Source organism: Streptomyces sp. NPDC001717, assembly GCF_042892775.1.
Classification (GTDB): domain Bacteria; phylum Actinomycetota; class Actinomycetes; order Streptomycetales; family Streptomycetaceae; genus Streptomyces.
Map to the genome: position 1 here is coordinate 598,839 of NZ_JBIAUK010000001.1, position 13,536 is coordinate 612,374.

14 protein-coding genes are annotated in these 13,536 nt (G+C 71.2%); 6 read left to right on the top strand and 8 right to left on the bottom strand.

Annotated elements, in window-relative coordinates; all coding sequences use genetic code 11:
• Window positions 1-161: 161 nt before the first annotated feature.
• From ACFYZL_RS03000 to ACFYZL_RS03015, 4 genes are all read right to left on the bottom strand, one after another.
• On the bottom strand, window positions 162-1,058 hold the full coding sequence (locus ACFYZL_RS03000) for a S41 family peptidase (protein ID WP_384743216.1): 897 nt from the start codon (window positions 1,056-1,058) through the stop codon (window positions 162-164).
• Between the two features lie 50 nt (window positions 1,059-1,108).
• Window positions 1,109-1,819 (bottom strand): HdeD family acid-resistance protein, encoded by a 711-nt coding sequence (locus ACFYZL_RS03005; protein WP_388675476.1) that lies wholly within the window; start codon window positions 1,817-1,819, stop codon window positions 1,109-1,111.
• A gap of 66 nt (window positions 1,820-1,885) precedes the next feature.
• The gene (locus ACFYZL_RS03010) at window positions 1,886-3,247 is read right to left on the bottom strand and encodes a hypothetical protein (protein ID WP_388675479.1); all 1,362 of its coding nucleotides are present in this window, start codon (window positions 3,245-3,247) and stop codon (window positions 1,886-1,888) included.
• Window positions 3,248-3,380: 133 nt separating this feature from the next.
• Window positions 3,381-3,662, bottom strand: a complete 282-nt coding sequence (locus tag ACFYZL_RS03015) for a hypothetical protein (protein ID WP_384743208.1) — start codon at window positions 3,660-3,662, stop codon at window positions 3,381-3,383.
• Between the two features lie 451 nt (window positions 3,663-4,113).
• Here ACFYZL_RS03015 and ACFYZL_RS03020 point away from each other — a divergent pair, with 451 nt between their 5' ends.
• Complete coding sequence (locus tag ACFYZL_RS03020) at window positions 4,114-5,190, top strand: hypothetical protein (protein WP_388675482.1); 1,077 nt, start codon at window positions 4,114-4,116, stop codon at window positions 5,188-5,190.
• 69 nt (window positions 5,191-5,259) lie between these two features.
• Entirely contained in the window at window positions 5,260-6,351 is a 1,092-nt protein-coding gene (locus ACFYZL_RS03025; RefSeq protein WP_388675485.1) for a hypothetical protein, read from the top strand.
• 59 nt (window positions 6,352-6,410) lie between these two features.
• On the opposite strand, the gene ACFYZL_RS03030 is transcribed toward ACFYZL_RS03025, so the two are convergent.
• Entirely contained in the window at window positions 6,411-6,950 is a 540-nt protein-coding gene (locus ACFYZL_RS03030) for a TetR/AcrR family transcriptional regulator (RefSeq protein WP_384743201.1), read from the bottom strand.
• Between the two features lie 102 nt (window positions 6,951-7,052).
• Here ACFYZL_RS03030 and ACFYZL_RS03035 point away from each other — a divergent pair, with 102 nt between their 5' ends.
• The gene (locus tag ACFYZL_RS03035) at window positions 7,053-7,505 is read left to right on the top strand and encodes a nuclear transport factor 2 family protein (RefSeq protein ID WP_384743199.1); all 453 of its coding nucleotides are present in this window, start codon (window positions 7,053-7,055) and stop codon (window positions 7,503-7,505) included.
• Between the two features lie 15 nt (window positions 7,506-7,520).
• On the opposite strand, the gene ACFYZL_RS03040 is transcribed toward ACFYZL_RS03035, so the two are convergent.
• Window positions 7,521-8,336 carry a class I SAM-dependent methyltransferase gene (locus ACFYZL_RS03040; RefSeq protein WP_388675489.1) on the bottom strand — a complete coding sequence of 272 codons (816 nt, stop codon included), beginning with the start codon at window positions 8,334-8,336 and terminating at the stop codon, window positions 7,521-7,523.
• Between the two features lie 196 nt (window positions 8,337-8,532).
• The gene (locus tag ACFYZL_RS03045; RefSeq protein ID WP_388675492.1) at window positions 8,533-9,111 is read right to left on the bottom strand and encodes a TetR/AcrR family transcriptional regulator; all 579 of its coding nucleotides are present in this window, start codon (window positions 9,109-9,111) and stop codon (window positions 8,533-8,535) included.
• Between the two features lie 134 nt (window positions 9,112-9,245).
• Here ACFYZL_RS03045 and ACFYZL_RS03050 point away from each other — a divergent pair, with 134 nt between their 5' ends.
• From ACFYZL_RS03050 to ACFYZL_RS03060, 3 genes are all read left to right on the top strand, one after another.
• Entirely contained in the window at window positions 9,246-10,835 is a 1,590-nt protein-coding gene (locus tag ACFYZL_RS03050) for an MDR family MFS transporter (protein ID WP_388675495.1), read from the top strand.
• A gap of 193 nt (window positions 10,836-11,028) precedes the next feature.
• Entirely contained in the window at window positions 11,029-11,835 is an 807-nt protein-coding gene (locus ACFYZL_RS03055; protein WP_388675498.1) for a polysaccharide deacetylase family protein, read from the top strand.
• A 122-nt stretch (window positions 11,836-11,957) separates the two neighbouring features.
• A complete protein-coding gene (locus tag ACFYZL_RS03060) occupies window positions 11,958-12,287 on the top strand; it encodes a nuclear transport factor 2 family protein (RefSeq protein ID WP_384743186.1) in 330 nt (109 codons plus the stop codon).
• A gap of 49 nt (window positions 12,288-12,336) precedes the next feature.
• On the opposite strand, the gene ACFYZL_RS03065 is transcribed toward ACFYZL_RS03060, so the two are convergent.
• A complete protein-coding gene (locus ACFYZL_RS03065) occupies window positions 12,337-13,464 on the bottom strand; it encodes a serine hydrolase domain-containing protein (protein WP_384743183.1) in 1,128 nt (375 codons plus the stop codon).
• Window positions 13,465-13,536: the final 72 nt, after the last annotated feature.

The window sequence follows — 13,536 nt, forward strand, 5'->3', positions numbered from 1 at the left end:
AACCACCCCCACCCCGCTGGGGGGGGTTCTTCTTTTCACCCCCCCCCCCCCCCCCCCCCCCCCCCCGGGGGGGGGGGGGGGGGGGGGGGGCCCCCCCCCCCCCCCCCCCCCGCCCGGCGTGACCGGCCGCGTGTCACCCGCCCCGTGTCACCCGGCCCGTGTCACCCGCCCTGGCGCTCCGTGATCGCCTTCAGGGCTTCGTCCAGGGCCTGGTCCGCCGGCACCTGGACGTCCGGTACGACGCCCACGCCCTCCCAGTTGGTGCCCGTCACCGTGTTGATGGACCGCGCCGTCGGCACCGTCACGAGGATGTGTTCGGCGACCGCGCGGCGGGCCGTCGGGTGGGCGCCGCCACGGGTGGTCGCGCCGATGACCTTCGCGCGGCCGTGCGCCTGCAGCGTGTACGCCACGTCCTCGCCCCCGGAGAACGTCCTCTCGCTCGTCAGCACGTAGACCGGCCTGTCGTCCGTGTAGCGCGGTCCGGGCAGGTGGGCCGAGGTCCAGAACTGCCGGGTCGAGTCGCTGCCGCGGTCGTAGATGTCGTGCAGGTGCACCTGGTCGTCGGGGAAGAAGTGGCTGTTCCACAGCGCCGCCCCCTCCGGAGCCCCGCCCGTGCACTCCCGCAGGTCCAGGACGAGCGCGCGGCTCTGCGCGACCAGCCGCATGGCCGCGCCGATCGCGTCGGCGCCCTCGATGGCGGTCGCGATGCGCGTGAGCTCGATGAGGCCGACGTTCCCGTCGAGGCGCTCCACGCGGCGTATCCCCTGGTTCTCCGTGCGGAGGAGGGACATGAAGGCCGCCATGCCCCCGTCGTCGTCGACCGGCTCCAGCGACTGGGGCTCCTCCGTCCACATCAGCCGCAGGTGCTTGTCGGGGCAGACCTCCTGGAGGTGCGCCGTCACCGTCTCACACAGCTCACGGTCGCTCAGGCCCTCGTACGCGCCGGAGGCGATCCGGGTCCGGATCGCCTCTTCGATGGCAGCGGTCTTGTCGGGAAAGACGTAACCCGCGGTGATGCGGGCCAGGGCCTGCTCGACTGTCTGTTCGTTTGTTGGCATGGCCGGTCATGTTAAGCGGACGCGGCTCGACGGGACAGCGGGTTTTCCGATCAGTCCGGAGGCATGGACGGGCGCGGAGGACCGGGCGCCACGAGCCGGCGGGTGGCGGAGCGCAGGGCGAAGGCCGCCACGACCTCGAACACGCCGAGCAGCACCAGCCACAGCCCCAACAGCCGGGTCAGGGCCACTGCGGAGTCCACGGGGAAGCAGAGCACGACGACGCCGGCGACGACACCGAGGATGCCCAGGCCGATCGTCAGGCCGCGGTGCACGAGCGAGCGGTCGGCGATCGCGACGTACGTCGTGAGCACGCCGGTCAGCAGCCAGAAGATTCCGACGATCAGGGACAGCGCGCCGATCGTCTGCATGGGGTGCCGCAGTACGAGGACGCCGGCCAGGATCGCCAGCAGGGCGATGAGGACGGCGGCCAGTCTGCTGCCGCCCCCGTCGCGGCTGTGAGTGAAGGCCGAGACGAAGCGGAAGCCGCCCACGACCAGGAGTTGCAGGCCGATGATCACGGCCAGGATGTGCAGGGTCTCGTCGGGCCAGACGAGAATGAGGATGCCCGGGATCAGGGTCGCGAGGGCCAGGCCGAGCGCCCAGTGCCACGAGCCGCCGATCTGCTTGAGGGTGTCCTCGGGGTCACTGTGGTTGTACTGCGATCCCGTGTCGGGGGATACGGCCATCACCGCCTCCTGGGCCAGCCGAACGGCCCGCGGGGGCGCCTCGAAGGCGCCGGACGGACCTTGTCTACCCTTCACGTCCATTTTATGTCGGTTTGATATGGCTCGCTGATCCGGAAAAACGGGCGCGGCAATGCCGAGGGGCTACGGCCGACGGGGCGCGGACGGGGTGGCGCCGCTCTGGTGGCGGACGAGCGCGAAGTCGCCGGCGGCCCCCGACGCGGACCCGGCCGCGACGATCTTGCCGTCGGCCTGCACGGCGAGCGCGTGCGCCCCGTCGTCGGCGCCCGCGAACTCGGTGGTCACCTTGCCGCCGGTGCCGAAGGAGGTGTCCGCGGTGCCGTCGCCGTTGAAACGGGCCAGTGCGAAGCCTGAGCCGCCGGGGCCGCCCTGCCCGGCTGCGACGATCTTGTCGTCGCTCTGCACCGCCACCGCGGCCGCACTGCCGGTGGCGCCGAAGCCCGTCGTCACCCGGCCGTCGGTGCCGAAGCCGGCATCGGGGCTGCCGTCGGCGTTGTGGCGGGCCATCGCGAACGCGGAGGTGTTGCCCGAGCCGCCGAGGCCGGCGGTGACGATCTTGCCGTCGGGCTGCAGGGCCATCCCGCGGGCCTGGTCGAGGCCGCCGAAGTCGGTGGTCACCCTGCCGCCGGTGCCGAAGCCGGAGTCCAGGGTTCCGTCACCCTCGTACTGGACGAGCGCGAAGTCGTCGGCACCGAAGCCGTTGGCCGACCCCGCGGCGACGATCCTTCCGTCGGGCCGCAACGCCAACCCGAAGACCTGGTCGAGGCCGCCCGAGAAGTCGGTGGTCACCCTGCCGTCGGCGTCGAAGTCGATGTCCGGACCGCCGTCGCTGTTGTAGCGGGCCACCGCGAAGTCGTAGGTGCCGCCCGCGTTGCTGAGGCCGGCGACGACGATCTTCCCGTCGGGTCGCAGCGCCACCGCGCGGGCCTGGTCGACCCCGCCGAACTGGGTGGTGGCCCTGCCGTCGTTGTCGAAGGTGGTGTCCGGGCTTCCGTCGGCGTTGTAGCGGGCCACGGCGAAGTCGTCGTCGCTGTGACCGACGACGACGATCCTTCCGTCCGGCTGCACGGCAACCGCCTGCGCGGCGCCGCTGAAGTCCGTGGTCAAGCGGCCGCCGGTGCCGAAGGTCTTGTCCGGGGTGCCGTTGGCCTCGTACCGGGCCACCGCGAAGTTGTCGACGCCGCCGTCGGCCCCGCCCGTGTCGGTGAGCCCGACGGCGACGATCTTGCCGTCGGGCTGTACCGCCACCCCGTTGACCTGCTCGAAACCGCCGAAGTCGGTGGTGACCCGGCCGCCCGTGCCGAAGCCGGTGTCCGGGTCGCCCGGCGCCGCCGCTGCCACCCCGGGCAGGACGAGCGCCAGGGCCGCGCCCAGCGCCGATGCGACCGGGGCCCTGCTCTTCCTCGACCACGGCCGGTCCGGGGCGCGTTCGGCGCGTCGTCCCCGTGCGAAGGGAAGGTCGGCAAGAAACGTGGAGGGAGTCATTCGCGCTGCCTTTCGGGTGCGGCCGTCGCCGTCGCCGTCGCGTCGCCGTCGCCGGCGTTCTCGGCCACACCCCTTCCCTGTCTTCCTCGGCGGCGCCCCACAGGTTGCGCCGACTGGCGCCTCGATGTCCCGGCTACGGGATCAGGTGGTAGAAGATCTCGCTGATGTGTGTGTCGAAGGGCGGTGTCCCGAGTTCCCGTGCGGCGGGAACGATCCTGTCCTCGACGAAGCGCCGGTAGTCGGCCTCCGACTCCCATACGTCGACGACCATCCAGCCGCCCCGCTCGTCCGGCGACGCGGTGTGGACCAGGAGCCCGGCCGGCGGGTTCTTCGGATCGGGGAGCACACGCTGGTGGATGGCCTCGTAGGTCTCCTGGGTCCAATCCGAGCTCCGGTTGTAGACCAGAACTGCCATCTCGGTTCCTCGATTCCTGAGCGGAGGGGGACGGGGTCCGCTGCGACGCTACGACCGCGTCCGGGCCCGGGCGGGACGTGACACCCGCCCGTACGCCGGATGCCGGAACGCCCAGCCCGCCGAGACGACCGATCGTCAAAACGCGCATCTGCTACTTGAAAGTAAGAATTTCCTATGTAGATGCAGCGTTGGAGGGCTGCTAGAGTCCGCATGCGCCGCTCCGGACAGGGTGGCGAGATGGCTGGTCCGAACCCCTTGTCTGCCCCTGAGCGGCGTACATCCGCGAGGCAGGCAGCCGTTGTGATGCCGTGGCAGTTCCGCGCCGACGACGCCCGTACCCCCTCCTCCGGACAACGCTCCGCTCCGCGCCGCACCGCGTACCGCGCGCCGCGCCGCCTTCGACCGCGGCCCACCGCTTGTCGCTCACCGCCCGTCAGATGGGGAGATCCACATGACCACAGGACTTCTGCGCCGTTTCGCCAACGGCAGGACGCTCGTACTCGGCGCCGTGCTGGCCCTGGCCGTACCGGCGACCGCCTACGCCAACACCGTGAGCGTGACCGTGAAGACCCCCGGGGCCACCAGCGGACCCGCCTCCGCCAACTCCGAGATATCGACCCACGCCGACTGTTCCAGTGGTCTGATCTCCGGCGGCGGCGTCAACCAGGCCATCGGCACCGGCTCGGGCGTGAACGGCAACCACCTCAACGGCACTTCGCCCAGCTCCGACGGCACCACCGAATACACCGGCTCCACCGGTGTCGTGGGCACCGACGTGACGCACTGGCTCGGCATCGGAGGAAGCGGCGGCCAGGTCAACGCCTCCTTCTCCACCACGCCCTACGCGATGTGCTTCACCAGCAGCCTCATCAACCACACCCAGGTCGTCATGAACAAGGCCAACAGCCCCACCACCGGAGCGACCGTGGGGCGTGTCACGGCCACTTGCCCGGCCAACACCCGCCTGCTCGGCGGCGGCGCCCGCACCACCCCCGGCAACACGGGCACCCTCAAGACGATCGCGAGCTTCCCCACCTTCAACGACTCCGCCCACGGCTTCGGCGCGAAGGCCGCGGCGGACGGAGAGGAGAACCCCGACTCCTGGTCGGCCGTCGGCTGGGACAACGGCACCAACAGCGCCAACTACACCTATGCCTACGCCATCTGCAGTGGAAGCGGCATCAACGTCGGCGGAGCCACGGTGAAGGTCCGCTCCAGCGAGGTGAGCGGCCCCACCACCGGCAGCACCGGTCAGACCGCGACCGTCGGCTGCGGCCAGAACGACGGGAAGCTGATCGGCGGCGGCGCCGCGGTCAGCGGGGGCAACGTGACGACCACCGACTTCACCGGCCCCGGTTCGGGTGGCGACCACCTCAACGGCAGCTTCCCCAGCACCTCCGGCGGCGCCGCGGTCGGCGACGGGACCACCACGGCGGCGTACTGGACGGCCTCCGCCCACACCGGGGGACAGTCCTCGCCCGGCACCCACACCGATGCCTGGGCGCTGTGCGCCAACGACGGCGTCTGAGCCGGCAGCTGCCGCAAACCGCCCACGCGCCCACGCGCCCACGCGCAAGGAAACAAGAGAGAGAACCCCATGAGCACGAAACTCCGGCGGAGCTCCGCCACGGCCAGGGCACTGCTCCTGGCCGGACTGCTGACCGTCGCGGTGCCGGGAGCCGCGTACGCCAAGACGGCCGACGTCACCGTCGCCACCCCCGGGGCCACCATGGGCCCTGCGACCCCCTTCACCGGGGTCACCTCGCACGCCGACTGCCCCGACGGCCTCGTCTCCGGGGGCGGGGCCGACCAGGCCATCGGCAGTGACGAGATGTCCAACGGCAACCACGTGATGGGCATGGTGCCCAGCGCCGACGGCGTCGCCGAGTACATCGACACCCCGGGGGTCGTCGGCACCGACGCCACGCACTGGATGGCGATGGGCGGGAGCGGCAGCCGCAGCAGCGAGGCCTTCTCCACCACCCCGTACGCGATCTGCCTGCAGAGCAACCTGATCCGGCACACCCAGGTGGTCATGAACAAGGCCTCCGGGCCCACCAGCGGGCTGTCCTCCAAGCTCGTCACGGCGACCTGCCCGGCCGGCACCGTCCTGATCGGCGGCGGCTCCCGCACCACCCCGGCCAGTGTCGGCAGCCTCAAGCCGATCGCGAGCTTCCCCACCTTCAACGACGACGCGCACCACCACGGCTCGATCGCGGCGGGCGACGGCGAGCGCAACCCCGACTCCTGGACGGCGGTCGGTGGGATCGGCGGCGGCCGCGGCGCGGACAACATGACCTACGCCTACGCGATCTGCAGCACGGACGACATCGATCTCAAGCACACCGCCACGACGGTCCGCTTCAAGGAAGTCGACGGCCCGAACACCGCCTCGACGGGCACGACGGCGAGCACCGGCTGCTCCCGCGAGGACGGTCGGCTGGTCAGCGGCGGCGCGGCGATCAGCGGCGGCAACGTGACCACGACCGACTTCAGCAAGGCGACCTCGGGCGGCCCCCACCTCAACGGCAGCTTCCCGAGCGACGCCGCCGGCACGCCGTTCGCCGACGGGAGTTCCGACCCGTCGTACTGGACGGCTTCCACCCACAGCGGCGGTTCGCCCTCCCAGGGCAGCTACACCGACGTGTGGGCGCTCTGCCTGGACGTCCGGCACGGCCACAAGCAGTAGCGGCCGGCAGTTCCCCCGCTCCGGTCCGGCCGGCCCGGCCCGGTCCGGCGTGGCGCGGTTCAGCCGGTCGCGGTGAGGAGCCGCTCGGCGGCCTCCCGCGCCCGGTGGGCCGGTTCCGGACCGGGGTCGAGGGCCGCCACCACCGTGGCGCCCTCGACCAGGATCAGCAGCTGGTCCGCGAGCCCCGGGCGTTGCGGTCCGGCCAACTCGCCCAGCAGTGCCCGCAGTTCCGCCTTGTGGCGGCGTACGACGTCCAGCACCGCGGCCGGGCCGGTGCCCAGTTCCCCGTACGCGTTCAGGAACGCGCAGCCCCGGAAGTCCGGCTCGCAGAACCACCCCGCCAGCCAGTCGAAGACGGCGGGCACCGGCTCCGGGGCCCCGGTGACGGCATCGCGCAGGCTGCGCGTCCATCGCTGATCGCGCCGTTCCAGATAGGCCGTGACCAGGGCTTCCTTCGCAGGGAAGAGCCGGTAGAGCCGCTTGAGCGGGACGCCCGACCCGGCACGGATGCGGTCCATGCCGACGGCCTGGATGCCCTCCGCGTAGAACAGCTCCTCCGCCGCGTCCAGCAGTCGGGTGCGGGCCTCTTCGTCGTCCATACGGGCAGGGTAGTCCAGATTCCCTTGCGGGGAGAACGCTCGTTCTCTAAGGTGTGAGAACGAGCGTTCTCCCGTCGTTCCCGCCGAAAGGTACGGATCACCGTGACCGAGACCGAAACCCCGACCGCCGCCGCCGTGCGCCCGCCCCTGCCCCCCTTCACCGCCGAGTCCGCCCGCGCCAAGGTCCAGGCCGCCGAGGACGCCTGGAACAGCCGCGACCCCGAGCGCGTCTCCCTCGCGTACACGGAGGACTCGGTCTGGCGGAACCGCGACCGCTTCCTCAACGGCCGTGCCGAGATCCGAGAGTTCCTCGCCGGGAAGTGGGAGCGCGAGCTCGACTACCGGCTGCGCAAGGAGCTGTGGGCGTACACCGGCAACCGCATCTCCGTCCGCTTCGAGTACGAGTGGCACGACGCCGACGGCCAGTGGTACCGCAGCCACGGCAACGAGCAGTGGGAGTTCGCCCCCGACGGCCTGATGAGCCGGCGGGAGGCGAGCATCAACGACGTCCCGATCGACGAGGCGGCCCGCCGCCTCGGCCCGCCCCGCGCCTAGGCCGAAAGAGACGACCTAACGGCGGCGTGCGATGACCTCCATGCACAGCCGGTAGCGCTCGCTGACCGCGTACTGGAGGGGCTCGAAGCCGTGCTCCTCCAGCAGGGAGTAGAGGCGGGCGCGGCTGAAGTTGTGGAAGTGCTCCAGCTCCCCCCAGTAGGGGTTGGCGTTGTGCGCGTCGAGCAGGCGCCAGGCCGCGCAGCCGTAGTGGGGCATCGACGCGAAGAGCACGCCGTCCTCCCTCAGCAGCCGGTGCGCGGCGACCAGGCCCCGGCCGGGGTACGGCATGTGCTCCAGTACGTCGGCCAGGCTGATCACGGAGTACCGGCCGGGTTCGTCGAGGGAGGTGAGGTCGGCGCAATGGGCGTCGACGCCGAGCGCGCGCATCGCCTGGACCGTGGCGGGGCGCAGGTCGAGGCCCCGGGGCTCGAAGCCCCACTCCTCCGCGGTGAACAGCAGCGACCCGTTCCCGAAACCGACGTCGAGCCAGGCGCCGTCCGGGGCGTGGCGGGCGACGCGCTCCACGATGCGCGCCGAGGCGTAGCGGTTCTGCTCGAAGTCCGCGCCCGGCTGCTGGTTCGGGTGGGTCGAGGAGAAGACCGCCGCGAGGGCCTCGTCGGTGAAGTAGCCCTCGGTGAAGACGTGTTCGCACGCCCCGCAGCGCATCCACACCATGAGCGGCGAGACCACCGGCTTGTACAGCGCGTGGTGCGAGCAGTCGCCCGTGCGCAGCTCGGAGATGTCGGGCGCCGAGCAGAGCGGGCAGGCGTCGTACAGGTGCCGTGACCTGCCGGTGGCGGGGGTGGTCGGGGTGACCGTGCTGCCGGACATGCCCGGAACGTACAGGCCGCCCCCTGCGGCTCCGCGGTGCCGCGCCGGCCCCATCGGCCTGTCGGCCCATCGATCCGTGGGCCTCGGTCCACCGGTCCACCGGTCCACCGGTCCACCGGTCCATCGCACCGTCGGACGGGCCGGTGCGCGCCGCCCCGCCCGCGTCACGGGCGCCCCGGGCGCCGACGTCCGCGGGTTACGGGACCTGGTGGGCCTGGGTGATGAGGTCCGTGGCGACCTCCAGCGCGGCCTTGCGGGTCTCCTCCGGGTCGGCCTCCACGTGCTGGAGGAACATCATCCCGGCGTGCAGCGTGAACAGGGCGCTGACACAGCGGACCTGGTCCGTCACGGGTCCGTCCTCCGTGCGCAGCAACTCGATCAGCCGGAACAGTCGGACCTTGACCGTCTCGCCGATGCTCAGCTCGCGCGTCGTCGCCTGGTTCTCGTGCATGAAGCGGTAGAGCGAGGCGCCGGCCGCCATCGCCTCGCTGTAGCGGCGCAGCACCTCGCGCTTGGTCTCCAGGGTGCGCGGCTGCTCCTCGGCCCACGCGATCAGCTCGTCGATGGGACGGGTCACGTCCTCGAAGAGGCTGATGATGATGTCTTCCTTGGTCTTGAAGTGGTAGTAGAGCGCCGCCTTCGTGACGTCCAGCCGCTCCGCGATCTCGCGCAGCGACGTCTTCTCGTAGCCCTGTTCGGCGAAGAGCTCCAGTGCGACGTCCTGGATGCGCTGACGCGTGTCGCCACGGCGGCGCTGCGGACTGCTGCTGGACATGACTCTCCTCAGAGTTACTTACTTGACGCCCGGCAAGTTACGGGTCTACCGTCCCCAGTGTAATGAACTAGCCGGGCGGCAAGTAAGTGCCGGTGAACGAATAAGTACCAGAAGAAGTACACGGGGAGTGGAACATGGTGGACGTGGCGAAATCGGCCGGGACCTCGGAGGAGGTGAAGCCGCGCAGCGTTCGGGTCGTCCTCATGGCCCTCATGATCGCGATGCTGCTGGCCATGCTCGACAACATGATCATCGGCACCGCGATGCCCACGATCGTCGGCGAGCTCGGCGGCCTGGAGCACCTCTCCTGGGTGGTCACCGCCTACACCCTGGCCACCGCGGCCTCCACCCCGATCTGGGGCAAGATCGGCGACATGTACGGGCGGAAGGGCTCCTTCCTCACCTCGATCGTCATCTTCCTGATCGGCTCCGCCCTCAGCGGTATGGCCCAGGACATGGGCCAGCTCATCGGCTTCCGCGCGATCCAGGGCCTCGGTGCCGGTGGTCTGATGGTCGGCGTCATGGCGATCATCGGCGACCTGATCCCGCCCCGTGAGCGCGGCAAGTACCAGGGCATGATGGCCGGCGTGATGGCCCTCGCCATGATCGGCGGCCCGCTGGTCGGCGGCACCATCACCGACCACATGGGCTGGCGCTGGTCCTTCTACATCAACCTGCCGCTCGGTGCCGTCGCGCTCGCGATGGTGACGGCGGTGCTGCACCTGCCGAAGCGCGCGGACCAGGCCCGCCCGAAGATCGACTACCTCGGCGCGGCGCTGCTGACGATCGCGATCACCTCCACCGTCCTCGTCACCACCTGGGGCGGCACCGAGTACGCCTGGGGCTCCGGCGAGATCATCGGCCTGATCGTCCTCGGCGTCCTGTCCATCGCCGCCTTCGTCTACGCCGAGACCAAGGCCTCCGAGCCGGTCATGCCGCTGCACATCTTCCGCAGCCGCAACTTCACCCTGATGTCCGTGATCGGCTTCCTGGTCGGCTTCGCGATGTTCGGCGGCGTGCTCTACCTCCCGCTGTTCCAGCAGTCCGTGCAGGGCGCCTCCGCCACCAACTCGGGCCTGCTCCTGCTGCCCATGCTGCTCTCGATGATGGTCGTCTCGCTGATCGCGGGCCGCATCACCACCAGCAGCGGCAAGTACAAGATGTTCCCGATCATCGGCGGCGCGCTCATGGTCGTCGGGCTGTTCCTGCTCGCGACGATGGACACCGGCACCACCCGCCTGGTCTCCGGCCTCTACATGGCCGTCCTGGGCGCCGGTCTCGGCTTCCTGATGCAGATCACCATGCTGGTCGCGCAGAACAGCGTCGACATGAAGGACATGGGCGTCGCCTCCTCCTCGGCGACCCTCTTCCGGACGCTCGGCGGTTCCTTCGGCGTGGCCCTGATGGGCTCCCTGTTCACCACCCGCGTCACGGACACCATGTCCGAGTGCCTCGGCCCGCAGGCCGCGAACGCCGCCGGCTCCGCCCAGCTCGACGCCGCCAGCCTGGCCAAGCTGCCGGAGGCCGTGCGCGACGCCTACCAGCACGCGGTGGCCGCCGGTACGCACTCCGCGTTCCTGCTCGGCGCGGCCATCGCCGTACTGGGCTTCCTGGCCGCCTGGTTCGTCAAGGAGGTCCCGCTGCGGGGCGCCGGCCCGGCCCCGGCCGGAGGTGCGGAGGGCGACAAGGCCGCCCCGGCGCCGCAGGAGTCGCTCGCCCACTGACGGGTGGAGACGGCGTTGCGAGAGCCCGGCCCCGGTGGACCGACGGATCCACCGGGGCCGGGCTTTTGTCCCGCCACACCAGTCCCATCTGTCCCATTAGCTGGATTTTAAGGCCCAATTGGCTGGAACCTCCCCGCTGTCCCGATCGTCCTGATCCACAGGACGCTGACAAGGCGGATGGGGAGTGGACAGCATGGACAAGCAGGGCATCCGGGCCCGTGCGGCCGTCGTGGCCTCGGCCGTCGCCGTGGGGGCGACGGTGTGGGGAGTGGCGGCCTTCGTCGACTCGGGGCACACGCCCTCGCACGGGAACGTGTCACGGCAGAAGGACACCGGCTCCGACGCGAAGGGTGACCGGGCGTCAGGGCCCGGGCGGCAACCGCAGGGGATACCCGAGTCCATAGCCCACGCGTCGGAGGGCGGCGCGAACGCGGTCAACATCACCATCGACGACGGCCCCGACCCCCGATGGACGCCGAAGGTGCTCGACGTGCTCGCGAAGTACGACGTGAAGGCGACCTTCTGCATGATCGGACCACAGGCCAAGGCCCACCCCGACGTGGTCAAGCAGGTCGTGGCCGCCGGACACCGGCTCTGCGACCACACCATGAGCCACGACACGTCCATGGACAAGAAGCCCCTCGCCTACCAGGAACAGCAGATCCTGGAGGCGAAGAAGCTGATCGAGGAGGCCGCTGGCGGCGGCGCGAAGGTCGACTACTACCGCGCCCCCGGAGGCGCGTTCACCCCCGACAGCCGGCGCATCGCCGCCGAGAACGGCATGCGCCCGCTCGGCTGGAACGTCGACACCAAGGACTTCGAGAAGCCCGGCACGGCCGCCATCGTCGAGGCCGTCAAGCGCGAGATCGGCAACGGCCCGACCGTGCTCTTCCACGACGGCGGCGGCAACCGCACGCAGACCGTCGAGGCGCTCGACCAGGTGCTGGCCTGGCTCAAGGAACAGGGCCGGCCCACCGGCTTCCCGGTACGGGCCTCCTGACACGCCGTCCGGCGGCGAACGGGTGAGGATCGCCGATCCGGTCCGGCCCCGGGTGTTCCCTGGTCGGGCGCGTACACGCGTACGTCCGCCCACACGCCCGCCGAAGCCGCCTGGAGGCCCCCGTGAGCATCGCCCCCGCCAAACTCTCCGACCCCGTGGTCGCCGCCTTCGTCAGGGCCGTCAACGCGCACGACAAGGAGGCCTTCCACGCCGTCCTGACCGGCGACGCGACCATGTCCGACGACGGATCGGACCGTGACGTCGAGGACTGGGCCGACCGGGAGATCTTCTCCTCCAACGGCCACATGGACGTCGAGTCCGAGGCGGACGGAGGCCGTGCCCTCGTCGTCGGCTACCGCAACGACACCTGGGGCGAGATGCGCACCGCCTGGCGGTTCACCATCGCCCCCGGAGGCGGAAAGATCAGCCGCTTCGAAACCGGCCAGGCCTGAGCGGGCCGCGCGGTGTCCGGGCGGCCCGCTCAGGCCCGCTCCGCCCGGGCTACAGCCCCCGCACCGCCTTCATCACCGCGGCCGTCAGGCGCTCGTTCTCCGGAGCGGCCCCGCCCGGGAAGGCGTAACGGCGGCGCGTGTAGCCGTACGCGATCCCCGTGGCCGGGTCCGCCCAGCCGAGCCCGCCCGCCGCGCCGCTGTGCCCGAAGGCCTCCGGGCCCACCGCGGGGAGCGGCTTGAAGCCCAGCCCGAAGGGGTTCGGTACGCAGAACACGAGGTCCTGGCCCGGTGTCTGCGGCTCCGCGACCTGCGCCGCCGTGTCCGGCTCCAGCAGCGGGGCCCTGCCGTCGACCTCGCTGATGGAAGCCGCGTACAGGCCCGCGACACCGCGCGCCGAGCCGATCCCACCGGCCGAAGCCGGGCCGAGCCGACGCGTCCTCGGGTGGTTGGCGTGGACGATCACGTCCATCGGGGGCTCCCGGTGCGTGTTGAAGGCGACCCGCCGCAACTCCGGCACCGGCTCCGCCAGTGCCGCGGCCTGCTCGGGCGTCGGCAGCATGGGCAGCACCGGCTTCCACCGGTCCTCCAGGGACTCGGGCAGGCCCAGGTACAGGTCCAGCCCGTACGGGGCGCGCACGCGCTCCTCGTAGATCTCCTGGATCGACCGGCCCGTCGCGCGCCGCACCACCTCGCCGGTCAGCGCGCCGATCACGAACGCGTGGTACCCGTAGGCCGTCCCCGGCTCCCAGAACGGCTTCTGCCGCGCCAGCCGTGACGCGATCAGCGCGTCGTCCGCCAGCTCGTCGTAGTCGAAGCCCTCGTCGGCGCCGAGCAGCCCCGCCCGGTGGCTGATCAGCTCGCGCAGGGTCAGCCGCTCCTTGCCGTCCCCGGTGAACTCCGGCCAGTACGCCGACACCAGACGGTCCCATTCCAGTACGCCGTCCTGCACGAGCAGCGCCACCACCAGGTGCGCCGCACCCTTCGTGATCGAGTACACCCCGGTCAGCGTGTCCCCGTCGGTGTCCTCGCCCGCCCACAGGTCGACCACGCGCCGGCCCTCGTGGTGCACCGCGAACTGCGCCTCGGGGGAGTGCCGTTCGGCTGCCGCGAAGGCCTCGAACTCCTCCCGTACCGGTTCCCAGCCCGCAGCCACCGTTCCGTTCACGCGCACGCCCATCGGATCCCCCGTAGATCATTCGGTTTCAAGTCGTCAGACGTCCGCCAACCGGCGCCGGTCACCGGATATTCC